Source organism: Nostoc sp., assembly GCF_036919555.1.
GTDB lineage: Bacteria > Cyanobacteriota > Cyanobacteriia > Cyanobacteriales > Nostocaceae > Nostoc.
The window spans coordinates 221583-243640 of record NZ_JBALCS010000051.1; the positions used below are offsets into that span (position 1 = coordinate 221583).

The 22058-nt window shown below is 42.8% G+C and carries 20 protein-coding genes and 4 pseudogenes; 10 read left to right on the forward strand and 14 right to left on the reverse strand.

The window, feature by feature from the left end:
- The first annotated feature begins 26 nt into the window (after positions 1–26).
- The 3 genes and pseudogenes from V7K36_RS15695 (at position 27) to msrA (ending at position 2843) form a co-directional block, all read left to right on the forward strand.
- The gene (locus tag V7K36_RS15695) at positions 27–464 is read left to right on the forward strand and encodes a ferritin-like domain-containing protein (RefSeq protein ID WP_298914352.1); all 438 of its coding nucleotides are present in this window, start codon (positions 27–29) and stop codon (positions 462–464) included.
- Positions 465–662: 198 nt separating this feature from the next.
- Complete coding sequence (locus V7K36_RS15700) at positions 663–1631, forward strand: FTR1 family iron permease (protein WP_335117181.1); 969 nt, start codon at positions 663–665, stop codon at positions 1629–1631.
- Between the two features lie 609 nt (positions 1632–2240).
- Positions 2241–2843: pseudogene (gene msrA / locus V7K36_RS15705) on the forward strand (peptide-methionine (S)-S-oxide reductase MsrA).
- Positions 2844–2908: 65 nt separating this feature from the next.
- Here msrA and V7K36_RS15710 read toward each other — a convergent pair.
- The gene (locus V7K36_RS15710) at positions 2909–3844 is read right to left on the reverse strand and encodes an ABC transporter substrate-binding protein (protein WP_335117183.1); all 936 of its coding nucleotides are present in this window, start codon (positions 3842–3844) and stop codon (positions 2909–2911) included.
- 706 nt (positions 3845–4550) lie between these two features.
- On the opposite strand from V7K36_RS15710, the gene V7K36_RS15715 reads away from it, so the two are divergent.
- Positions 4551–6050 carry a family 10 glycosylhydrolase gene (locus tag V7K36_RS15715; protein WP_335117185.1) on the forward strand — a complete coding sequence of 500 codons (1500 nt, stop codon included), beginning with the start codon at positions 4551–4553 and terminating at the stop codon, positions 6048–6050.
- 54 nt (positions 6051–6104) lie between these two features.
- Here V7K36_RS15715 and V7K36_RS15720 read toward each other — a convergent pair whose 3' ends face one another.
- The 3 genes from V7K36_RS15720 to V7K36_RS15730 form a co-directional block, all read right to left on the reverse strand.
- Positions 6105–6701: a molybdenum cofactor guanylyltransferase gene (locus tag V7K36_RS15720; RefSeq protein ID WP_335117187.1), complete on the reverse strand. Its 597-nt coding sequence runs from the start codon at positions 6699–6701 to the stop codon at positions 6105–6107.
- Between the two features lie 45 nt (positions 6702–6746).
- Positions 6747–8801, reverse strand: coding sequence for a thioredoxin domain-containing protein (locus tag V7K36_RS15725; RefSeq protein WP_335117188.1), 2055 nt, complete (start codon positions 8799–8801; stop codon positions 6747–6749).
- A gap of 290 nt (positions 8802–9091) precedes the next feature.
- The gene (locus tag V7K36_RS15730; RefSeq protein ID WP_334826388.1) at positions 9092–9247 is read right to left on the reverse strand and encodes a hypothetical protein; all 156 of its coding nucleotides are present in this window, start codon (positions 9245–9247) and stop codon (positions 9092–9094) included.
- Between the two features lie 479 nt (positions 9248–9726).
- On the opposite strand from V7K36_RS15730, the gene clpP reads away from it, so the two are divergent.
- On the forward strand, positions 9727–10335 hold the full coding sequence (gene clpP, locus V7K36_RS15735) for an ATP-dependent Clp endopeptidase proteolytic subunit ClpP (RefSeq protein ID WP_334826389.1): 609 nt from the start codon (positions 9727–9729) through the stop codon (positions 10333–10335).
- Between the two features lie 317 nt (positions 10336–10652).
- On the opposite strand, the gene V7K36_RS15745 is transcribed toward clpP, so the two are convergent.
- Positions 10653–11537, reverse strand: a complete 885-nt coding sequence (locus V7K36_RS15745) for a hypothetical protein (RefSeq protein ID WP_335117190.1) — start codon at positions 11535–11537, stop codon at positions 10653–10655.
- Positions 11538–11939: 402 nt separating this feature from the next.
- The gene (locus tag V7K36_RS15750; protein WP_335117192.1) at positions 11940–12572 is read right to left on the reverse strand and encodes an NmrA family NAD(P)-binding protein; all 633 of its coding nucleotides are present in this window, start codon (positions 12570–12572) and stop codon (positions 11940–11942) included.
- Between the two features lie 1084 nt (positions 12573–13656).
- Here V7K36_RS15750 and V7K36_RS15755 point away from each other — a divergent pair.
- From V7K36_RS15755 to V7K36_RS15765, 3 genes are all read left to right on the forward strand, one after another.
- Positions 13657–16014 carry a ribonuclease R family protein gene (locus V7K36_RS15755; protein WP_335117194.1) on the forward strand — a complete coding sequence of 786 codons (2358 nt, stop codon included), beginning with the start codon at positions 13657–13659 and terminating at the stop codon, positions 16012–16014.
- Between the two features lie 17 nt (positions 16015–16031).
- Positions 16032–16652, forward strand: coding sequence for a flavin prenyltransferase UbiX (locus tag V7K36_RS15760; RefSeq protein WP_334826392.1), 621 nt, complete (start codon positions 16032–16034; stop codon positions 16650–16652).
- A 146-nt stretch (positions 16653–16798) separates the two neighbouring features.
- Positions 16799–17500: a LapA family protein gene (locus V7K36_RS15765; RefSeq protein ID WP_335117196.1), complete on the forward strand. Its 702-nt coding sequence runs from the start codon at positions 16799–16801 to the stop codon at positions 17498–17500.
- A 19-nt stretch (positions 17501–17519) separates the two neighbouring features.
- Here V7K36_RS15765 and V7K36_RS15770 read toward each other — a convergent pair whose 3' ends face one another.
- The gene (locus tag V7K36_RS15770; RefSeq protein ID WP_334826394.1) at positions 17520–17714 is read right to left on the reverse strand and encodes a hypothetical protein; all 195 of its coding nucleotides are present in this window, start codon (positions 17712–17714) and stop codon (positions 17520–17522) included.
- A 494-nt stretch (positions 17715–18208) separates the two neighbouring features.
- Here V7K36_RS15770 and V7K36_RS15775 point away from each other — a divergent pair.
- A pseudogene (locus V7K36_RS15775) lies at positions 18209–18487 on the forward strand (NB-ARC domain-containing protein); the annotation flags it as partial.
- Between the two features lie 102 nt (positions 18488–18589).
- Here the strand turns inward: V7K36_RS15775 and V7K36_RS15780 are convergent.
- A complete protein-coding gene (locus V7K36_RS15780; RefSeq protein WP_335117198.1) occupies positions 18590–18787 on the reverse strand; it encodes a hypothetical protein in 198 nt (65 codons plus the stop codon).
- A 113-nt stretch (positions 18788–18900) separates the two neighbouring features.
- Entirely contained in the window at positions 18901–19242 is a 342-nt protein-coding gene (locus tag V7K36_RS15785) for a DUF433 domain-containing protein (protein ID WP_334944795.1), read from the reverse strand.
- A gap of 191 nt (positions 19243–19433) precedes the next feature.
- On the opposite strand from V7K36_RS15785, the gene V7K36_RS15790 reads away from it, so the two are divergent.
- Positions 19434–19979, forward strand: a complete 546-nt coding sequence (locus V7K36_RS15790; RefSeq protein ID WP_335117200.1) for a shikimate kinase — start codon at positions 19434–19436, stop codon at positions 19977–19979.
- 11 nt (positions 19980–19990) lie between these two features.
- Here V7K36_RS15790 and V7K36_RS15795 read toward each other — a convergent pair.
- The 5 genes and pseudogenes from V7K36_RS15795 to V7K36_RS15810 all read right to left on the reverse strand — a co-directional run bounded on the left by V7K36_RS15795 (position 19991) and on the right by V7K36_RS15810 (position 21811).
- Positions 19991–20595, reverse strand: a pseudogene (locus V7K36_RS15795) (Uma2 family endonuclease).
- 102 nt (positions 20596–20697) lie between these two features.
- Entirely contained in the window at positions 20698–21030 is a 333-nt protein-coding gene (locus V7K36_RS34135; protein ID WP_442948468.1) for a pentapeptide repeat-containing protein, read from the reverse strand.
- Positions 21016–21414: pseudogene (locus tag V7K36_RS34140) on the reverse strand (pentapeptide repeat-containing protein); the annotation flags it as partial. The pseudogene V7K36_RS34140 and the gene V7K36_RS34135, both read right to left, overlap by 15 nt.
- A 12-nt stretch (positions 21415–21426) precedes the next feature.
- Positions 21427–21594 (reverse strand): PIN domain-containing protein, encoded by a 168-nt coding sequence (locus tag V7K36_RS15805; RefSeq protein ID WP_335117204.1) that lies wholly within the window; start codon positions 21592–21594, stop codon positions 21427–21429.
- A gap of 46 nt (positions 21595–21640) precedes the next feature.
- Positions 21641–21811: a hypothetical protein gene (locus V7K36_RS15810; RefSeq protein ID WP_335117206.1), complete on the reverse strand. Its 171-nt coding sequence runs from the start codon at positions 21809–21811 to the stop codon at positions 21641–21643.
- Between the last annotated feature and the right edge of the window lie 247 nt (positions 21812–22058).

Genomic DNA, 22058 nt, shown 5'->3' on the forward strand with positions numbered 1-22058 from the left:
CCATTCGTTACTTGAACTAAGAACTGATGCAAGAACTTGACCAGAAAAAGACCATTGACCTGCTGAACGCCATCATGGAATTTGAACTAGCAGGGGTAGTGCGCTATACACATTATTCTTTGATGGTGACTGGTCCTAACCGTATTCCAATTGTGGCTTTTTTCAAAGCACAGGCAAGTGAGTCTTTACTTCATGCCGAACAAGTGGGAGAAATTCTCACCGGTTTAGATGGGCATCCCTCCCTGAAAATCGCCCCAATGGAAGAAACCTACCAGCATAAAGTCAAGGATATCTTGGCAGAAAGCTTGTCTCATGAAAAAAAGGCATTGGATCTGTATAAAGATCTGCTCGAAACTGTCACCAATGCCAGCATTTATCTTGAAGAATTCGCTCGCGGCATGATTGGGCAAGAAGAGATGCATAATCTCGAACTGAAAAAGATGCTACGCGATTTTGGTCAATAGTCATTAGTCATTAATTATTGGCTAGGGATTAATGACAAAGATAAAAGTCTGAACGGAGCGAAAATCCAGAGCGGAGATTTCCTCCGCTCTGGATTTTTCAATTTTTGGCTTCCGGTCATAAGAACTTCTCCTAAGGGAGACGCTGCGCGTAGCTTGCTTAAGAGAAGGATTACAGGGACAAAAGACAAAGGATAAAAGATGAATTTTAGTACTGCTCTACCTACTTTTGTAATAACACTTCGAGAAGGAGTGGAAGCTGCCCTTGTTGTTGGCATTGTGCTAGCTTTACTAAAAAAAGCTAAACAATCCCGACTCAACTCTTGGGTATATGCTGGTGTCGGCGTTGGCATTGTTGTCAGTGCCTTAATAGGAGTGCTATTCAGTTGGGTAATTCAAGTACTGGGAGCGGCGAATCCTCAATACACCACCGTAGTTGAGCCAGCGCTAGAAGGTGTGTTTAGTGTGTTAGCGATCGCAATGCTCAGTTGGATGCTAATCTGGATGACTAAACAAGCCAGATTCATGAAAGCTACAGTTGAAGGAGCGGTAACAGAAGCGCTGACACAAAACTCAAATGCTGGTTGGGGCGTTTTTACCTTAATTTTAATTGCCGTTGTCCGCGAGGGCTTTGAAACTGTTTTGTTCGTTGCTGCTAATTTTCAACAAGGATTAATGCCAGCGTTGGGTGCTATTGGTGGTTTGGTAGGGGCATCTGCCATTGGGGTGCTGCTATTTAAATGGGGTGTCAACATTAACATCCGCCAGTTTTTCCAGGTAATGGGCGTTTTATTAGTGTTGATTGTGGCTGGATTGGTGGTTTCAGCCTTGAAACATTTTGACGAGGCTGTGGCTAACCTTGCCCTTAGCAGTCGTGCCACAGAAAACCTTTGTTTCTATTACGAACGCTTTACTAAAGTCCACTCCTGTATTTTGGGGCCAATGGTTTCAAATACTTCCACAATCTTGCCTGACGAACAGTTTCCTGGCATTATCCTCAAATCTTTATTTGGTTACAGAGACAATCTCTATCTTGTCCAAGCAGTGGGATATGTGACCTTTTTACTCACCATTGGAGGACTGTATTTCCGCAGCCTTGGAGGTACTTCTCCTGAAGGTAAAAAAAATATCCCCTTTGCTCAAAAACCAATTAGTTCTGCAAAAGATTAAAAGCACAGCCATCGATGAGGAAAAGGGGCAGGGGGAGAACCCCATACATACACGTACAAATTATTGTAAGGGCACAACATTGTTGTGCCCTTATCTGTGTACCTCATTTACCTGAAAAACGCTGTAAATGTATTGGCTTAACTAGTTAAGAGCCTGGAGGCTCTTAACCCATCCTGGGAGGCTGCCGCTCAAGAACAGCTTGCCTAAACAGATAACTTTCCTTAACCAAAAAGTATTAATCTCAACCCCAGCAAGCATTTCCATCAGCAGCGATAAAAGTCCGAAAATTCTCAGCATCCTCTCAGGCAACTTCTAATATTTTTTTAATCTTGCTTTCAGAAATGAATCCTATAGTGATGACAACATTAGTAAAGAATCACCGATGAAACTCCATAAAATTATAGACCTTGATATTTTGCTGCTATGTGGCTCTTGTCGCTGAACTTGTTTTGGTATGGACTTTATATTTTAATCATTCGGAGTTAGTAGTAGTCGGTTTGCTATTCAATAAATGGAGGGCTTTAAAGTCTTATGTCAATTCGCAGTTTTAGTCTCTCCCGATACTTATTACTCTGCTTGTGCATCATTTCGCTGACATCTGTTGTAATAATGCGTAGTGCGTCCTATGCAATACTTTTTAATCCCGCTACCGATATCTCAACTTCTACAGCTAAGGGAAAACAGACGGCAGTTCTCGCAGGAGGATGCTTCTGGGTAATGGAAGCGGTTTTTGAGCATCTCAAAGGTGTTTCTGATGTTGTTTCTGGCTTTTCTGGTGGCAGTGCAGCAACCGCAGACTAAGAACTTGTCAGTTCTGGATTGACTGGTCATGCTGAGTCAGTAAAAATCACCTATGATCCATCACAAATATCATATGAGCAGCTTTTGAAAATTTACTTTCTGGTGGCACATGACCCAACACAGTTGAATCGACAAGGCCCCGACTCAGGGAAGCAATATCGTTCAGTCATTTTTTTTGCTAATGACGAGCAGAAGCGGGTCGCGCTTGATTATATTAATCAACTAAACAAAGCACACATCTTTCATAAGCAGATAGTGACTCAACTACTTCCCTTAAAGAGTTTTTATCAAGCCCAAGAGTACCATCAAAACTTTATTGACCGCAATCCGAATTACCCTTACGTGATGGTAAATGACTTGCCGAAGTTGGCTCAACTGCAATCACAGTTCCCCAATATATATAAGAAGTAAGCTTTAATTATTCACGTCCACTTACTTAGAAGGTGAAAACGAAATTTTAAATTACATTTATTGACTTAAGTCCCCTGTGGTGCAAACAACGCTTGTTTAAGCTGCTGACAAGCCTTTTGAATTGCATCTATACTACCTGGATTCACCAGACCAAAATAATCAAACACATAAACTCGGTTATTTTTAGTTGCTTGCAGTTGCTGCCAAAAAGCTTCCTTTTTTAGCGAATCTAAAAGCGCTACTTCCGAATTCCCTTGTGGAGGATTAACCAAAATTATCACCTCTGGATTTGCTTCTAAAACCTTCTCAGCCGAAAGTGTCACATAGCCACCAATTGGACTTTTTCCTTGTAAATCTGCTGCTATATTTTTCGCCTGGAATTTCGCCAGCAAATCCCCTGCCCAACTATTTTTATTCGGCGCTAAAATTGGTTGACGACTCACCAGCGCTAGAGTAGAAAAACCCTGAGTTGGCTTTTCTGGCAAGAAAGTTTTATAACGATTTAACAAAGGCTGAGAATCAGCGTCAATTGATTTAGCAAGTGTTTTAGTAAGTTCTTCTAGAGATTCCCAGTTATTCACCTTAGTGAGAAAGGTCGGAATTCCTAGCTGCTGAAGTTTTTGAATTGGGATGTTAGAAAAACCTTCTGCACCAATAACTAAATCTGGTTTGAGTGCTACCACTTTTTCTAAATTTGGCGGACTTTGACCTTCACTAACACGGGGAATATCCTGGAATCTGGAGTCATTCTTAAATAATCTGCTACCAGTGATTCCGACAATTTTTGTTTGATCAAGTCGAGAGATAATGTCAGCAGCAAGAGAAGAAAGAGCAACAACTCTTTTTGCTGATCCTTTTGGTAATTGCTGAGAATTTGTGTTTGTCGTCTCAGTAGGGTTTGTGACTTTTATTTCTGGCTGCTGAGTGGTTGCAGTCGTGCAAGCAGCTAAAACTATACTGATCAAAAGTGCTAAAGCAGATAAGAGCCAACGACGATGCATATTAAAATTCCTTCTGGGGTAAAAATGGCATACTCAGCACCACATTCAAAAATAACAAATGTTGCTTTTAGTTTACAGAGCTAAAAGTCAGGGTATTCTTGGTTCAAAAAATCCTACTGATTTTGGTAGATTTTCTCTAACTGAGTAAAGCTTTGCGTAAAATTGTGGCGAATTGAGGGTTGGAATTTTAACGCAGAGGCACGCAGAGGCACGCAGAAAATTCGCTACGAATTAATGAGATGTTGTACTAAGGTAGAGGCAGAATCTACCCAATAGTACACTAAACTTGCTTTCTATTCAGGTGTTTTATACTGCCCTGTATGCATTTATGTCTTTATACAAAAATGTGGCAACACAAATAGGTCTTTGGCAGTCTTGAAAAAATAGGTTTTAAAACCTTTACTAGTTAACTATAGGAATCCGATTTGATTTCTGAAAACATACTGAGACTGAAAATCCCGTTTGATCAGGGTTTTATCCGAAATCTTGTTCAAAAATCAGATATGAGTCCTATATATAATTCGATACACGTTGTCCACAATTATCTGAGTTGGGGTCGATGATTATCGTAAATTAAAGGGTTTAAGGCCGAACGTCAACACCTAGCTCAGAGTTTTGGTGGCTCTAACTCCGGTCAGAAATAAGAATCTGAAACTTTCTTCAATTTTGAATTTTGAATTTTTAATGTGTCCATCTACTGGTAGGTATGTCTAACCATCCCTTGAACGTTGCAAGATCAACATTATTTTGGCGATGCCTATTCGCTGTTGTTTTCACTAGTAGTTCGTTGCTCCCCAACTTTGAGAGTGAAGCAGCAAGGGCGCAAGGAACCGAGTATTGTCAGTTATCATCAACGGCGGTGCAAGAAAAAGAAAACTTACGTTTATCAGCCCTCAAAGGCAATGAAGATGCTCAAGGGAACTACCAAAATATGGTAGAAAAACAGGGACAGGAATTACGGGAATGCCGCACTCGGACTTGGCCGCAAATCCAAGCCATTTGGTTGCGGTTGTATCCGTGTGACATTCAGCCAGGAACAATTGATCAGATTATGGATCGGATTGTTAACCGTGGCTATAACCAAGTTTATTTAGAAGTATTTTACGACGGACAGGTACTATTGCCAGCAAGAGCTAACCCGACGGTTTGGCCTGCTGTGATTCGCACTCCAGGGGCAGAAAACGTCGATATACTCGCCACAGCAATTAAAAAAGGTCGGCAACGTGGTTTGAAGGTCTACGCCTGGATGTTTACCATAAATTTCGGCTATACTTATGCCCAGCGCCGAGATAGACAAGGTGCGATCGCTCGTAATGGCAAAGGTCAAACGAGCCTATATGTCGTAGATAACGGCTCTCAAGTATTTATCGACCCCTACAACTTGCAAGCAAAACGCGACTACTACCAATTAGTACAAGAAATTTTGCGCCGTCGTCCAGATGGCTTGCTATTGGACTATGTGCGTTATCCCCGACAAGCTGGAAGTGATTCCATCGCCACCAAAGTTTCAGATTTATGGCTATTTAGTCCTGCAACCCAAGAAGCTTTATTTAAACGGGCACAGAATTACAAAGGGCTGGACTTGATTCGCCGCTTTTTGAGTAAGGGATACGTCACTGCTGGAGATATAGCGGAAGTCGATAAACTTTATCCTCAAGAAGGAGAACCCCTCTGGCAAGGACGCATTCCCCCACCAGCGCCAAAGTTAATCCTGTCTGCAACTGATAGACAACCACTTTTGCAATGGGAGTTATGGCAGCTTGCCGTTGCCCACGCCATGCAAGGAATTCTAGATTTTGTCAACATAGCTAGTTACCCAGCAAAGCAGCAAGGTATTCCTACAGGAGTGGTGTTTTTTCCTGAAGGCAACCAAACTCTAGGACAAGGTTATGATTCCCGTTTGCAACCTTGGGATCGGTTCCCCACTACATTGGAGTGGCATCCCATGTTATATGGGAGTTGCGGTAATGTTAGTTGTATTGTGACGGAAGTGCAACGGGTTTTGAGTATGGCAAAACCGGGTACGCAGATCATCCCGGCTTTAGCAGGTCAGTGGGGAAAATCCATCAGTAATCGTCCATCCCTAGAAGCGCAAATGCAAGCACTTCACCAATTTGCTCCCCAACTGAAGGGGGTTAGCCATTTTGCCTATTCTTGGCAATATCCTGAAAGTGATAGCGATCGCAAATTCTGTCGGGTTAAGTAGACTTCTTGCAATCGTAAACAGAGGTATAAAGACTAGCATTTTTTATACTCTGGATTAACTTAAAGCCAAGTCCTCTGGTGTATTACAGTTAAAGAGCATTTCTGGTTCTGCTAAAGGCAAAACTTCTACAGGATATTGCCGAAGCCACTGTTGAAACGATCGCCCCCCTTGGTTGATAAACTCTAGGAGTTGTGGCAAACAGCGATGGCGATAAAAACCACATAGAGGTTCCCAACCTTTGGGATGATCGGCTAAAGCTGCGATCGCATCATCTCCCACGCTATCAAGTTTAGTTACCCAATCTTGCAAAACCTCAACCTGCAACCTCGGCAAATCGCAAGCTAGCAGCAGCACCCAATCTGTCTGTACTTCGGCTAGCCCTTGGGCAAAACCAACTAGAGGCCCGTGGGCTAGAGATTCTCCAGACAAAGCTACTTCCCGAATAAACTGACAACCAGGCAAAAGCAAGTCTTGATAGCGTTCTGGCCAGGGAGTGACTACATAAACAGTATCAGCACAGCTTCGAGCAATCCCACAAACTCGCTGCAACAATGGCACCCCTTGAATGGGAATCAGGGCTTTATCTTGACCCATCCGAGAACTCTTACCACCTGCTAAGACTATGGCAGTTAATTCGCTATGGGTCGTCATGATCACTTCACCTAATTCACGGTTATGCGTCCGATGTTGCCAAAATTATCCTCTATTTTGACTTTGCTGCACTTGCTGTAATAAATGCTCTACACTTTCTGCTGGTGCAAGACACTTCAAACCTTGGCAAACTAACCCAACACTTCCCTCTGGTAAATCAGATGTTATGGCAAACACAGCCGCCGGCAGATACTTGGGGATCAAAGCGTTTATTTGCTCACTTGTGCTGCGAATCAAGGTAGAGTTACGATACCAATCTAAAGCTGTAAATAAACTGGGACAAGCTTGGGGAGCGCGATGCATTAGACTTCTAAAAGCTTTTAAACCTTGTTCAGCTAAATCCAAATAATCTAGATTATCGGTGAGTAAAGCCAGACGCACAAGGTTAGCGATCGCAATTCCATTAGCTGCTGGTGTAGCATTATCCGCGTAACTACGCTCTCTGACAATTAAATTTTGACTCGAATCACTTGATGTGTTATAATATCCACCTAATTCTACACTCCAGAGAAATTCGTTGAATTCATCTTGGATAGCGATCGCTTTTTCTAACCATTGCTTCTGCTCAGGGTTGGAAGCTTGTAAATCCAAGAGAGCTTTAATAAAAAAGGCGTAATCTTCAGACTGAGCTAAAACACTTGGTTCTCCTTGATAGTTGAGTCGGTGGAAACGCCCATCGACCAACTGATTTTCCCAGATAAAATTCGCCGCTCGTGCTGCTAATTCCAGATATAACGGTTGTTGGAAAACCCCAGCAGCCCTAGCCAGCCCAGAAATCATCAAGCTATTCCAGGCGACAATCATCTTCGTATCTGTCACCGAGGGAATGCGACCTGGCCAGTTAGCGGTTTTTGCTTCCTGGTTGTTACGAGCCGGGGGAAAAGTTTCCTCTTCTTCAGAACTAACGCCATAGCGAGCGGTAAACAGCTTGCTCAGTGCCGTTTCCAACGTTGCACTCAGTTGCCCTGAATAGCGTCTTTGCAAGACATTACGACCTTCAAAGTTGCCGTTAGGTGTCACCGTAAACTGTTCTAATTCCTTTAATTCTTCAGGCGTTAACAGTTGTTGTAATTCGCTGTAATTCCAGACGTAAAAGGCTCCTTCTTCTGGTTCTACCGCCGTAGATTCAGTGAAACTGTCGGCATCTTGAGAGGCATAGAAGTAACCTTCCGGCGCGGTCATTTCCCGCTTTAGCCATAGTACAGTACCAGCAACTGCCCTCTCAAACGCTAGTTCTTGCACTCCTGTACTCCACAAAGAAGCCAGAAACTCCACAATCTGTCCATTGTCGTAGAGCATCTTTTCAAAGTGGGGTACTGTCCAAGTCGGGTCAACAGTATAGCGATGAAAGCCACCGCCCACATGGTCATAAATGCCTCCCAGTGCTAAGTCTAGTCCCCGTTGGGTACAAACTTGGTTGCCATCATAGCGAGATTCAAAATTAAATCTAGTTCCCCGCAGTGCTAATTCTGTGTAGGGAATCATCGGAAAGCTATTGCCAGATTGACTAGGAGAAATTATAGCTGTACTGGTTTCCCAACCTTGGCGGAGTAATTTATGGTCTTCAAGCTCGGTTGTCATACCGTCTTGCAACACCGCAGACGTGAGAAGAGACTCAATAATTAAGGCTTTGCGTTGCTGTAAGTCTTCTTTTTCTGTATCGAAATAACGGCGAAGCGTTTGCAACACCTGCAAAAATCCCGGACGACCATAACGCGGGTCTACAGGGAAATAAGTACCAGCGTAAAACGGCACTAAATCTTCTGGGGAAAGAAAAATATTCAAAGGCCAACCCCCTTGACCGCTCATCATCTGCAAAGCCTGCATATAGATGCTATCGAGGTCAGGTCTTTCTTCCCTGTCTACTTTGATGGGAAGATAATTGGCATTCATGTAGTCAGCGATCGCAATATCAGAAAAAGCCTCGCCTTCCATCACAGTACACCAGTGGCAACTAGAATAGCCAATGGAGAGAAAAATTGGTTTATTTTGCGCCCTTGCAGTTGCAAGTGCTTCGTCACACCAAGGCCACCAATCAATCGGGTTTTCGGCGTGTTTGCGGAGATACAGGCTCTTAGCTTCAGCAAGGCGATTAGTCATGATCAAATGCAAGTTAGTTGCCTTCTTTGCTCAGTCTACCCTGTTCTCAGGAGTGTTAGCCTAGACGGCTATCTACATACGCAAAAAACCCTACGAGCGAATTACCCCTTAGGTAGGAGGTAGTAGTGCATATCTTTGACCGTATCAATTTGAGATTTTGGATAATGGATAATGGAATTGGTTTTTCGGTTCAAGCAAGGCCGCTATGCTTGCTCTCAAATCTAAAATTGCAAATCTAAAATCCAAAATTGTTTGATATCGCCTACACCTGTGGAATTTATGAAACAATTTTATTGAAACGATCGCAATAGTAAGCTAACCATATTTGGTGGCGTTTCTGGCACAGGGGATGCTGTCTTTGTCTGAATTAAAATATTTGGGCTAAGTCCTGCTATCAGGTGGAGCAAGAAGGTGATGATGGCGGCTTGTACAAATTTTTCCAGCATGGCACGTCTCTCTCTGAGTGGATAGCATTTCAAGTAGGACTGGTTATTCTAAATACACCTCGTACTTTCGATTTACCGAATCTAACAAAAATAACTTAATAATTGCTGAGGGAAATCCTAAGAAAATGTTTAAAATGTTACTGGATATTTAACGTAATTCCCTAAGCAAGTTGGATTGCGGTTATCGGTCTAATTACCATACCGCCAAGGTTGTGCAGCAAAAGGCGAGACATGAAATTGGCGGCGGTTGGAGTTTTTTGATTTATTCTTCCCTAAATCGGGATATTCTATTAGACAGCTTTTGTTGCAAGAAAGTGCCCTTCGGGGTTGAATCTATTGCAAAAGTAGCTTTTTCTACCTTGTTGGAGAAGGCAGAATGGCAAAGATTTACTTCTATCTACCTGGGAACAGTAGAGATCAACCCCAGTTTCGTGCTGTCACCGATAAAATGTATTTAAAGTAGCCACAAACACGCTTCCATGATTCCTATCGTTATTGAACAATCGGGTCGAGGTGAACGCGCCTTTGACATCTACTCACGGCTGTTACGTGAGCGCATCATCTTTTTGGGACAACAAGTTGATAACAACATTGCTAACTTGATTGTTGCCCAACTGCTGTATTTGGATGCTGAAGACTCGGAGAAAGACATTTATATGTACATCAATTCTCCCGGTGGTTCGGTGACGGCTGGTATGGGCATTTTTGACACTATGAAACATATTCGCCCTGATGTCTGTACCATTTGTACCGGATTGGCGGCGAGTATGGGTGCTTTTCTCCTCAGTGCTGGTGCTAAAGGTAAGCGGATGAGTTTACCTCATTCTCGGATTATGATTCATCAACCTTTAGGCGGCGCTCAAGGACAGGCGACTGATATTGAAATTCAGGCGCGGGAAATTCTGTACCACAAGCGGCGGCTAAACAACTATTTAGCTGAACATACAGGTCAACCAATTGAGCGCATTGCTGAAGATACTGAACGTGACTTTTTCATGTCGCCAGAGGAAGCCAGAGAATATGGCTTAATTGACCAAGTGATTGACCGTCACGCTGCTGGTAGCCGTCCAGCAGTTGCTCTTGTTTAGTCATTAATCATTAGTCATTAGTCATTAGCAAAAGACTAATGACTAATCAAAATCCCGCTAACGGGTCTGGCTGAGATTGGAGGTATTTGAGGAATTCGTGTAATTCCTCATCGGTTAGTAAAAAACGCGGTCGCTTCCCATAAGTTTTAATCAGATGTTCCTGTGCCTGCTGTGTTGTTCAGCCTAATCGCTGCATTTCAACATCTGTTTGAGCAATTACTTCAGCAAAATTCACAGGTTCCATAGCTTTGTTACTGTTTCAAGAGCCGACGTTATTAGTCATTAGTCCTTACAAATGACTAATGACCAATGACAAATCAAAATCCCGCTATTGGGTCTGGCTCAGATTGGAGGTATTTGAGAAATCCATGCAATTCTTCTTCAGTCAGCAAAGTGCGCCCCCGTTTACCGTAGGTTTTAATCAGATGTTCCCGACCTTGTTCTGGTGTCCAGCCTAAACGCTGAAGTTCGACATCGGTTTTAGCAATTACATCCGATAAATCCACGGGTTCAGCTTTCTTCTTTCTCTTTCCTATCACTGACGGGGTGGCGACATCCTCTTGAGGGCTGTAACTCCGAGGTGTAAATGGTGTGACATTATTGGTAGAAATTCCGGGAAAGGTTTGATTTTCCACCTGGTTATCAAAGGTTATTTCCAAGTTTTCAACTGGAGGATCAAATTCTAACTCCCGGTTGCCAGTCACAGGAAAGTTTTGACCTAAATCCTGGCTATAGGTATCGCTTTCTAGAGGCGCAGCATTGTTGTACCCGTACTGTTCGTTACTGGTTGTTACTACTTCTGGTTTGATGTTCCGTACTCTGGAGGGCGGCAGAGATATTTCTTTGTCGCTGACTGCTGACCACTGACTACTAACAAAATCCTCATCTATTGTAGAGGAATAGGCAGATTCATTTAATCCACTTTTGGTATTTAAGGAAGGGTTTAGCTGGGCGGGGGAAATTGGATTTGAGGTAAATGCCACTGATGCTGGTGGCGCATTTGTAATACCCAAAACTATCAGCGCTCTAGTTCTGGCTTGGTCTTCTGCTGCTTCTACTGTTTCTGCTGCTGCCATACCCGTAGCACGGGTTACGCCTTCAATTTGCACGCTTGCCCGGACAATATATTTTCCTTGATAAATTTGCACTAATTCAGAAATCAGACTGCCGTTGGGATACAAGCTCTGGAATTGAGCCAACATAATACTGCTACCAATCTAAATATTTTTAATAACGGGGTAGATACTGCCTGTATGCTCAAGCAAGGTAAACTGCCCTTACTTTAATTTACATCCACTAGATACCCAGGATGCCTGTCAATATTGCATTTCTTTATTTTTAATTGCTTACCAAAACAGTCCTGAGTTCCAAGTGCTAAGTTCCCAGTGAGATTCCCCACTCAGCACTGATGGAGCAAGAAAAAGATTTGTGTCTTTGATTGCTTGCAACAAGACACAAATCTGATTCTTCATGGGATGTGGAAAAGAAAAATAGTTCGCGGCTGTAATTAGCGAACCAACTGTTTTGACGTTACGTTGGAAAAATATCTCACCCCAGAGCCAAAAGGGTCTGAGAGCAACTAAATTTCTCGTAAATAAAAGGGTTTAAGACCCCAACCATAAAGGTAGCCCCAGTTTCAGTCGGGGTTTAAATTCCCCGGAGTTGCTCCTCTTGGGGAGACCCCAAGACCGCACTCCTCTTCTCTGCGAGACGCTACGCGAACGTCTGAAAATGTCTAAAATGTTTGAATTTTGAATGCGTGAATTTTGAATTGTTATGGCTGTCTGGCTAGACGTTCTCCATGAACCAGGCCGAACGGAGAAAGGTGATCGGCATTGGCAGATCCCCCCAGTACCTGCTCCATGATCTGAAGTTGAGTGAGCAGGTTCAGCTGGGTTGCCTGCGCCCCAATTGTGGATAGGCAAACGACCTTGCCCGGACGCGCCGCCACGAGTGCGGTATGCAGGGCGACGATCGATCGCCCGTGTTTCGGGGAAACCCCTCGATGGCGCGAAATTCGGCGGCAGCACCACGAATACACCTTCGGCACCCGCAAAAGCCGCTTTGAGCGCGTCGGCGTCGTTCATGGGAGCCAGGGCGACTGCACAGCCCTGTTCTGCCCAAGCAGTTCCTTTATTGAGATCGCGCACCACAGCGCGTACACACTGGTTTTCGGTCAGCAATTTGTGGGCGACTGCACTGCCGACCTGACCCGTAATTCCCGTAATAGCGTACATTTCAATTTCCCTGTGAATCGCAAATTACAAATATTCTTTGTACACTTTTGCATTAATACGAGCGCGAATTTATCCATCATCTGTGCCACTGTAATATCGCGGTTTTCGGCGTTTGTGAAGGTACAATAACCCCACCCCCCTAAGAGCAGGCGAGGAGGGGGCTATAATGTACCTCATGTGATTAGGAAACTCTATATCTCGCGTATAAGTAGCATTGGAAGCAAAATGTACGCTAACGACTGATTGCTGTGATCACAATAAAATTTCTACTTTCTTCAATGCTTTATTCTGAGCGAAGATTCAGACTTTGAGCCATCAAGGTGATATTTTTGCTTTGTCCGGTGTCCCAATTGTAGCAGTAGCTCTTTTTTGAGGACATTTTTGGCTAGTGCTAACTTACCTGGGTAGTCTTGCTTGCAATGCTATACTAATTACCCAACTGGATATCTAGAACTATTTTCTGGAAATGCGCTCTAAATCTACAATAATGAAGATAAGGTTCGCCCTCACTGCTTATTAAGCTGCTCACCTAATTGTTACCGATTCTACATGTGGGAAAATTGGGTTCATCGGCAGTTCCTCCTAGTTAAAATCAGAGTCTAATGGCGTAAGATTACCTTCACTCTAGACAATCAAACACCTGTAGTTTCCACGCCACTTGCTCCACTTGGGAAGACCCCTCTGAGCGCAGTGGCTCCCCTGCATAGCGCTTTTGGGCAGCATGGATTCTCTAAACCAGCTTCTCAAAAACCCGTCGCGTAATTACCTAGCGGGGCTAAATTGTAATCAGGCGTGCAATCTGAAGTTTGGTTAGGTGAAGAAACTTGAACGCAGGCGAACTCTGAGAGCATCGTGCAGTGAGAAGTTCGTATATGCCCAGAGTTGTCCGTGGGTCGGCTTCCTTGCAAAGGAACTGCGGGAGTAGTTTCCCGCTCTTGCTGGGTCGGGCTTCCTTTCCTTAGAACTTAGGAAGCCTTGCTTCAGGGCAATTCGTTTCCAGCTTGTTTCTGTAAGCCGTGAGGGTATACAGAAAAGAACCAGATTAAACAACAAATGATGTTTTGACCAAAGGTCGGTTCACTGCATGGAATTTTCAATCGCTACACTCCTTGCCAATTTCACCGATGATAAATTGGTAGCTCGGAAGGTTTTGGAAAAGAAACTTGGCTGTGAAGATGAAAAAAGTTTACAAAAACTTCACATTGCCTTAGATGTTCTTGAAAAAATCGGTATTTTAGTGAAAGAACGAGGCAAGTATCGCCGTGTCTCAGAAGAGGGAATAATTGAGGCAAAACTCCGTTGTTCTAGTAAAGGCTTTTGCTTTGCGATTCAAGATGTGGAAGGCGCTGAGGATATTTACATCCGCGAAAGTCATCTGAGTAATGCTTGGAATGGCGATCGCGTTTTGGTTAGAGTTCTCAAAGAAGGCAGTCGCCGTCGCTCTCCTGAAGGGGAGGTGAAGCTGATTCTAGAACGTTCCAATCACACGTTATTGGCACGAATTAAGCAGGTGGAAAGCGGTTTCCGGGCTGTACCTTTAGATGATCGATTGCTGTTTGAACTGAAGATCCAACCTAGCGGGGCGAAGTTGGAAGAAGCGATCGATCACCTGGTTCATGTGGAAGTCTTGCGTTACCCGTTAGCACAATATCCCCCACTGGGTCGAGTGGTGCAAGTTCTTGGCAGCGATGCTGAAGCTGCTGCTGATATAGATTTAGTTACGTGCAAACACGACCTTTCCCGGACTTTTCCAGATAATGTCCTAGAAGCAGCCGCTAAGTTGCCCAAAAAGCTGCTGAAAGCAGACCTGAAAAATCGGTTAGATTTGCGTAATTTGTTTACTCTCACTATTGAAGGGGTAAATGGCGGCGATACCAAAGTTATCGAAAACGCTTTTAGTTTAGAAAAAAACTTAGCCGGAAATTGGCTTTTAGGCGTTCATATCACCGATGTTTCTCACTATGTCCAACCTGACGAAGCCTTAGATAGAGAAGCATTCAAACGGGGTAAATCGGTATATCTGGGAGAATTGGTGCTGCCAATGTTGCCCCCAACGGTGGCAGAACGCTGTTCTTTAGTACCTGGAAGCGATCGCTTAACCATCTCTTTTTTAATTACAATTGATCCCAAATTAGGAGAAGTCCTGGAATGGGAAATTCAAGCCAGTGTGATCAACGTCGAGACTGCACTGACTACAGAACAAGCCCAAGCAATTCTTACAGGTCAATCTCAAGATCAATCCCCACAGGTTTCTCAGATTCTGCAAGACCTCCAAGCTTTGCAAACAGCCGTGAAACAGGTGCGGTTGACTCGTGGTAGCCTCCAGTTGAATCTGCCGCCCAGCCAAAACGCCTATTATGATGAGGGGATTCTTGGTACTGTGGTGGTGAATGATTTACCGGTGCGATCGCTACTCACGGAGTTGGTGCTGCTAGTTAATCAACTGGTAGCAACTCACTTAAATGCTCTTGGTGTTCCCGCCATCTGGAGAGTCCAAGGCACACCCGATGTTGAAGATGTCCAGGAAATGCTGAAATTGGCAGTCAATTTAGGTGTTGACTTAACACTAGATCCAGAAGTAGATATCCAACCCTTAGATTATCAACATTTGACCACAGCTTTTGCCGAATCTCCCTCTGAGCAAGTTCTTACCTACTTGTTGCAAGATACACTTAAGCCGTCTGCCTACAGCACCACCAAAGGATCTCACTTTGGTCTGGCAATACCGCAATATATCCACTTTAGTGCCCCCTTACGCCGTTACCCAGATTTGCTCATGCAGAGAGTGTATTACACGCTACTCGAAAACGGACGCGATCGCCGCAATACCCGTGTGAGAGAGCGCGTTAATCTGCGCCACTCCTCCAGTCACGAGGAAATTAACTGGAACGTTTTACCCCCAGAATTGCAACAAGAACTCCAAAGTGATTTAACTAGGGTAATTGTCCAAATCAACGACCGAGAAAAAGAAGTCCAAGAAGCTGAAGCCGATTTAGCCGGACTGCAAAAAGCCCAACTGATGAAGCAGCGCATCGGTCAGGTATTTCAAGGTGTGATTACTGGTGTTCAATCCTACGGTTTCTTTGTGGAAATTGAAGTACCAGCCGCCGAGGTGGAGTCCAGCAGTAATCCTGGTGTACCTTTGAGGGTAGAAGGATTGGTACACGTCAGTTCTCTCAAAGATGATTGGTATGAATATCGCGCCAGACAACAAGCACTGTTTGGTCGCAAAAATCGCGCTTCCTACAGACTAGGCGATCGCGTCGCCGTCCAAGTTAAAAGTGTCGATTACTACCGTCAGCAAATTGATTTGGTAACAGTCGGTAGCGATGGTGTCGCCAAAAATTTAACTGGCAGCGGTTCCCATGAGGAGCTTTCAGACCTCTACTTACCAAATGACATTGAGCCTGATGACCTAGACCCTTACTCTGAGGATGAGTAAAATCCAGTAAAATTTACGTGCCAAATAACACTAAGCCTCTAATTTTAGGCGTATCGGGCGCATCTGGTCTGATTTACGCTGTTCGTGCGATCAAATTTTTGCTAGAAGCGGAGTATAGTATTGAATTGGTTGCCTCTAAATCAACTTACATGGTTTGGCAGTCAGAACAGGAAATTCGGATGCCACCAGAACCAACCGGGCAAGAACAATTCTGGCGAGAGCAAGCTGGAGTTGAACTTTTGGGGAAACTGCGTTGCCATCCTTGGGGTGATGTTGGAGCCGGGATTGCCAGTGGTTCCTTTGCCACTCTGGGGATGATGATCATTCCATGCAGCATGGGTACAGTGGCAAAGCTAGCGGGTGGCTTGAGTTCCGATTTACTAGAACGGGCGGCGGATGTCCAACTCAAAGAAGGGCGAAAGCTGGTCATTGTTCCTCGTGAAACGCCTTTTAGCCTCATCCACCTACGTAACTTAACCTCTTTAGCAGAAGTTGGAGTGAGAATTGTTCCCGCTATTCCCGCCTGGTATCACAATCCCCAAACCATTGAGGATTTAGTTGATTTTGTCGTTGCCCGTGCTTTAGATCAACTAGATATTGACTGCATCCCAATTCAGAGGTGGCAAGGTCGTCGCTAAAGACCTCAGTGGATTGATCGTAAATTTCACAATAGTCCTAAAAGGGTAATGATAGTGTCAGTAGTCAGTGAACAGTAATTAGTGAAGAATAATCAGACTGACAACTGACAACTGACCACTGACAACTGATAACAGACAAAATTGCTATGGCTGTAATTCGCTTAATTCTATTGGTGGCGGTACTAGGAGGACTAACGCTGTTGTTAGTCCAAAATTTGTCACCTGCCCTATCCCTAGTATTTTTGGGCGTGCGAACTCAACCATTACCACTAGCGATATGGATTTTGTTCAGTACTGCCACTGGTGCTTTCACATCTATATTGATTGCTACCTTGTTTAACTTATCTAATTATTTTGTGGCAGGACAACGCCGAACTCCTGACCGCTCAACTGCAACTTCGCCTCGTGCGAAGGCAACCCGGAGAGAAGAACCTACATCTCGCCCTGCCAGTCCTCCACCACCACCTAGTAAAAAAGAAGCGCCTAGCAGTGATGTATTTGATGATTGGGAGACAAATAGCAGTAAAGATGATGATTGGAACTTTGATGAAAAGTCAGAAGAAGCGCCTACCCCTAATCCTCAAGCTCAACCTGCTAGAGATTCTAAAACTTACGAACGTCAATCAGAAGCCAAAAGCAGTTCTCAATCTGGTTCAGTTTACTCCTACAGCTACCGTGAGCCAAAAAATACGGCCGCGGGAAAAACTGAATCAGTTTACGATGCTGATTACCGGGTAATCATCCCCCCTTATCAGCCACCGACTACCAATCAAGCGGATGATGATGATTGGGAATTTTTTGATGATGATGATGATTTTGATGATGATGGTAAACGCCCCCGTCGGTGAGATGTAGCAGGCTACATCTCTACTTAATGCCACACTGCTCTCTAGACTCCTGCTTGACCTTACCAGTCATGCCAGCTTCCTGCAAAGTCATGAAAGCATTAAAATCTTCCAAGTCATACCGGGTAGTCAACAGTTGTCGTAGTTGATTTTCAGCTTCCACTGTCAAATAGCCAGTTGCTAAGGCTTTTTGTACAACGTCACGAATTCGAGTCATAGTTGATGCCTCACTCATCCTACTATTTATTAATTCAGGCTTATTCGGGTGAAATATGCAGTAGTTTTTGTGCCAAAACTTGAAATTTGCCAGGGTTTTTTGGGCGATCGCACTAAATAAGTCATCATTTATACCTTTTTCAGAAACATTTAATTGAGCCGAGCTTGTTATAACTGAACTTTTAGAATAGGGAATACGTACTTTTATGAACACAGTATTACGTATACTTAAAATAACACACCAAAGTGAAAACCCGGATTATTTAGATAGACAGAAATTGTTTGGATAAAGTTTCAAACAAGCTATATTAATTTTTTCGCTAAGTCTAAGGATATTCAAGCAGCAATTACCAAGTTACTTCAGGAAAATTACTACATTCCTTAGAAATTCATCCTTTATTATTTTAGGTAATTTCACAGAAAAATTGTTAATCGATTGATTAAGTTACTTTAAATACATTAATAACAGTAATAACGGCAGTTAATTAAACTCAAATAAAAGATGAATTTGTCGAAGCTAAAAATAATTGCGAGTTAGAAAATTTATACGTAAATTTGATATCCGCAAAGGCAAAAGCCTTGAAAAACATTGAAAATAGATTTATTAGAGGTTTACTTTGTAGTTGTATTCCTGCGGAAATTACTAATGTCGCTTATCAAAGTCGTAGTAGCAGTACTGTTAGAGTCTATCTTTCTAATTGATTATATAAATACATAGAAGAAATGCTGAGTAACCAAACTAGATACTCAGTGAAGGTGAAAAACTGGAGTCGCCCCAGGATACGTTAGCGTACCCCTGCTGTTAATCAAGCTACGCCTAGCGTCTCGCACCAGAAAGTATCGCTTTTTTGCATTTGAGTAAAACAATAAAAGCTTTCAGATAAATTCAAGTTGATATCTCATTTCTTCTGGCTCAAGAACTTCCCAGATTACAATTAAACTCCTCAATATTTCCCCAATTGAGTGGCGGTTCTGAGCGCAGTAAATAATTCCTGCGTGCATAAACATACCACCTCCTTGATGAAATATCACAAAGTCATCATCATGGGTGAAAATTACTCGACTCTCAGACATTGCAAAATAAAGCTGTTCTCCATCTGATGCACCTATCAGTCCTGTTTCTGATGTGAGTTGTCACATCAATACCACGGCGACGTAAGCCTTCTGCTATAGCATTACTGACATTCTCATCTAGGTGGAATCGAATTTTTTGTGTCATTTCGATTCTTTAGCTTCTGTTGCAGAATCGAAGGAGTTTCAGCCTGTACTTCTCTGACAAAGGCTTCTCCTTCTGCAATTTGTTGCCTAATCTCATCTCGATGATCGTGGTAATAAGCTAGAGCAGCATAGACATCAGCTAAAGTGATGCTGGGATAATGATAAATAATTTCGTCAGGGGAAAGCCCCATCCGTTCATACCAAATAACAATATCTTGCACTCTAATTCGGTGTCCAGCAATGCGTGGTTTTCCCCCACACACACCCAGAGTAATTTCAATGTGTTCTGAGATTATTGGTATCTTAGACATTTTATCAAGAAACACTCCTATAAGAAGAAAATTATATTATAAGTTATCGGTTTATTAGCGATCGCCAATCAAGTAATTTTATCTGGTTGCGCGATAGGTGCAAAACTCCGTATTTTTAAATCCTAGATTGAGTCGTTGAGTTTATAATTTGAAACTGTGACTCAGAACTCAGAATTGGAGCGAAGCAACTGGTGAGCAGCTTATTACAAGGAGTCAACCTGTACTTAATTGGCATTATGGGCGTTGGTAAGACGACAGTAGGGCGCTTACTCGCAAAAGAATTGGCTTATGGGTTTGTGGATACCGATAATGTCATTGCCCAAGCAACAGGTAAATCCATCAATCAGTTATTTGCACAAGTTGGTGAAGCAGGGTTTCGCCAGGTAGAAAGTGACGTGCTTTCACAAGTTTGTGCTTTTACAAAGTTAATTATAGCAACCGGTGGAGGCATTGTAATGCGGCGAGAAAACTGGGGTTACTTGCACCACGGTTTGATAGTGTGGCTAGATGCGCCAGTGGAGATAATTTACAGCCGTTTAGCTGAGGATACCACAAGACCACTGCTGCAAGATGTTGATCCCAAGGGTAAATTGCGATCGCTCCTCGAACAACGAACACCACTTTATTCTCAAGCAGATTTGCACATCATTGAGCGAGAGGGGGATACACCTGAAGACGTTGCCAACAGAGTACTTGAGGCAATTCCTAGCGTTCTGAAAACACAAGTTTCTCATTAGGAAGACTCAAGTTACCAAATTTTGGACATCCGTAGGACAAACCCTGATAATTCTGGATTGCCAGTAACTGCTTCGGGATTTTCCAAAACTTCAAGTTCCCGATTAGTCCGGTAAATGTAGACTTTTCGATTCTGCCGATCAATTAACCAGCCTAGTGATGCACCGTTATCGATATACTCCTGCATTTTGTCTTGTAATTTTATCAGGCGGTCGTTAGATGAGCGTAACTCAATCACAAAGCTAGGACAAATTGGTGCAAATGAAGCTTTTTGTGCATCTGTTAAGGCATTCCAGCGCTCCAGTTCAATCCAAGAAGCATCAGGGGAACGCATCGCGCTCCATTAGGTAGGGTAAAACCTGTACTGGAGTCAAAGCCTATGCCAGTGCCATCTTGTTCAGTCCAATTCCCAAGCTGTGCAGCAATGTTAAAGTTACGGTTGCCCGTATCTGAAAAAGCTGGTGGCATGATGATGACTTCTCCATTGGCAGTGCGCTCAATTCGCAAATCTCCATTAGCTTGGCAAAATTCGTAGAACTGCTCATTTGTCATCTGCACAAGGGAGGGGAAATTTACCGTTAGGGGTGTGCTTTCAGTTTGAATTAGCAGCGTGGTCATTTTCATACCCTAGCTTCAGCCGAATGATTTCAATTCTAGAGGTTTGAAGGAGCGATCGCCTGCTTATTGTGTCGGGTAATGTGGAAGGGAATAGTGATTTATTTAGTAACAGTTATTCCGAACACTACCATCAGGCATAATAGTTTTACAGAATATTGCTCCTTCTAGATTTGCATTATCTAAAATCGCGCCTTCCAAATTGGCATTAGTTAGATTAGCATTACTGAGATTTGCATAACTTAGGTCAATATACTTTAAAATTGAGTTACTTAAGTTTGTGTTAGATAAATTAACTCCACTTAAACTAATTTTTGTAAAATAGATATGAGATAGATTTGCGCCTGAATCCAGATATATCGCTTTTGATAAATTAGTACCAGTAGGAAAAATAGTTTCCGAATTATAAAATGCTCCCACCAAATTTGTATTAGTCATGATGCTATAGCTTAGATCAGCATTACTTAAATTAGCACGACCTAAATAAGCATTAGTAAGGTTAGCACCTATTAAACTTGGATTTTTTAAATTTGCACCACTGAAATGAGTATTGCTAAGATTAGATTCACTAAGGTTTGCACCACTCAAATTTACATCATTCATGTAAAGACCGCTTAAGTTAGCTCTACTTAAATCAAGAGAGTGTAAATCTCTGCAAGATAAAAGATATTTTGGATATCCAGATAAATTTACTCCAGAGGTAATGGGGATAGCTTGAGATAAATCAACATTTGCAGGAAAAATTGTTTCTGAACAGTAAATTGCTTCATTCAAGTTAACTCCAGTTAAATTGGCTTCGCTGAAATTGGCACGCATTAAATCAGTCTTACTTTTCTAAATTTCCTGGCGATGCCCTGATTTTCTTGCACCGTAAAATAATTCACCAATAGCAACACTGGGAATAAAAATTTCTTCTGCATTTCCCAGATGATTATTTACTGCTATATCATTTGCAAATAAAGCAATAATAATATTAGTGTCAAGCAGGTATCTACCACTCATCTATATCTACCTGTTCGCAATCTTGTTCAATTGCTTCGCGCATCAACTAAATATCATTTGGCGATATTGTTCCTGCAAAATTTAATAAGTCTCTACCTGGAACACCATGAATTTGCGAACCTACTAAAGTTCTGGCAAACTCCAGTACTCGATATTGCAAGTCTTCAGGCATAACTTTTAATTCTTCAATTAGCCGATCGAGAATCGATGTATCCATATTTCTCCTGATAATTTTCGATTCTGGTTGCTAGTCCTTATTTTAGAGATTTTCATATTTCTGAGACAGATAATAAGTAAAGATTTTCCTTAATAGCAGAACAGTCTTTTTCATCCAACAGAATCGCATTACCGCAATGTCTCTTGACTTGCCTCTGCGCGTCTGGACATCCAAACAAGATAATTTGTGAGTGATACCTATATAAAAAGCCTATTTTTGCTCTTGGCAGCTATAAAATATTGTTACG

Bases quoted from the DNA above. Each gene is read 5' to 3' on its own strand.
- V7K36_RS15695 (WP_298914352.1), top strand. From the start codon at position 27: ATGCAAGAACTTGACCAGAAAAAGACCATTGACCTGCTGAACGCCATC.
- V7K36_RS15700 (WP_335117181.1), top strand. From the start codon at position 663: ATGAATTTTAGTACTGCTCTACCTACTTTTGTAATAACACTTCGAGAA.
- V7K36_RS15710 (WP_335117183.1), bottom strand. From the start codon at position 3,844: ATGCATCGTCGTTGGCTCTTATCTGCTTTAGCACTTTTGATCAGTATA.
- V7K36_RS15715 (WP_335117185.1), top strand. From the start codon at position 4,551: ATGTCTAACCATCCCTTGAACGTTGCAAGATCAACATTATTTTGGCGA.
- V7K36_RS15720 (WP_335117187.1), bottom strand. From the start codon at position 6,701: ATGACGACCCATAGCGAATTAACTGCCATAGTCTTAGCAGGTGGTAAG.
- V7K36_RS15725 (WP_335117188.1), bottom strand. From the start codon at position 8,801: ATGACTAATCGCCTTGCTGAAGCTAAGAGCCTGTATCTCCGCAAACAC.
- V7K36_RS15730 (WP_334826388.1), bottom strand. From the start codon at position 9,247: ATGCTGGAAAAATTTGTACAAGCCGCCATCATCACCTTCTTGCTCCAC.
- clpP (WP_334826389.1), top strand. From the start codon at position 9,727: ATGATTCCTATCGTTATTGAACAATCGGGTCGAGGTGAACGCGCCTTT.
- V7K36_RS15745 (WP_335117190.1), bottom strand. From the start codon at position 11,537: ATGTTGGCTCAATTCCAGAGCTTGTATCCCAACGGCAGTCTGATTTCT.
- V7K36_RS15750 (WP_335117192.1), bottom strand. From the start codon at position 12,572: ATGTACGCTATTACGGGAATTACGGGTCAGGTCGGCAGTGCAGTCGCC.
- V7K36_RS15755 (WP_335117194.1), top strand. From the start codon at position 13,657: ATGGAATTTTCAATCGCTACACTCCTTGCCAATTTCACCGATGATAAA.
- V7K36_RS15765 (WP_335117196.1), top strand. From the start codon at position 16,799: ATGGCTGTAATTCGCTTAATTCTATTGGTGGCGGTACTAGGAGGACTA.
- V7K36_RS15770 (WP_334826394.1), bottom strand. From the start codon at position 17,714: ATGACTCGAATTCGTGACGTTGTACAAAAAGCCTTAGCAACTGGCTAT.
- V7K36_RS15780 (WP_335117198.1), bottom strand. From the start codon at position 18,787: ATGTCTGAGAGTCGAGTAATTTTCACCCATGATGATGACTTTGTGATA.
- V7K36_RS15785 (WP_334944795.1), bottom strand. From the start codon at position 19,242: ATGTCTAAGATACCAATAATCTCAGAACACATTGAAATTACTCTGGGT.
- V7K36_RS34135 (WP_442948468.1), bottom strand. From the start codon at position 21,030: ATGACTAATACAAATTTGGTGGGAGCATTTTATAATTCGGAAACTATT.
- V7K36_RS15805 (WP_335117204.1), bottom strand. From the start codon at position 21,594: ATGAGTGGTAGATACCTGCTTGACACTAATATTATTATTGCTTTATTT.
- V7K36_RS15810 (WP_335117206.1), bottom strand. From the start codon at position 21,811: ATGGATACATCGATTCTCGATCGGCTAATTGAAGAATTAAAAGTTATG.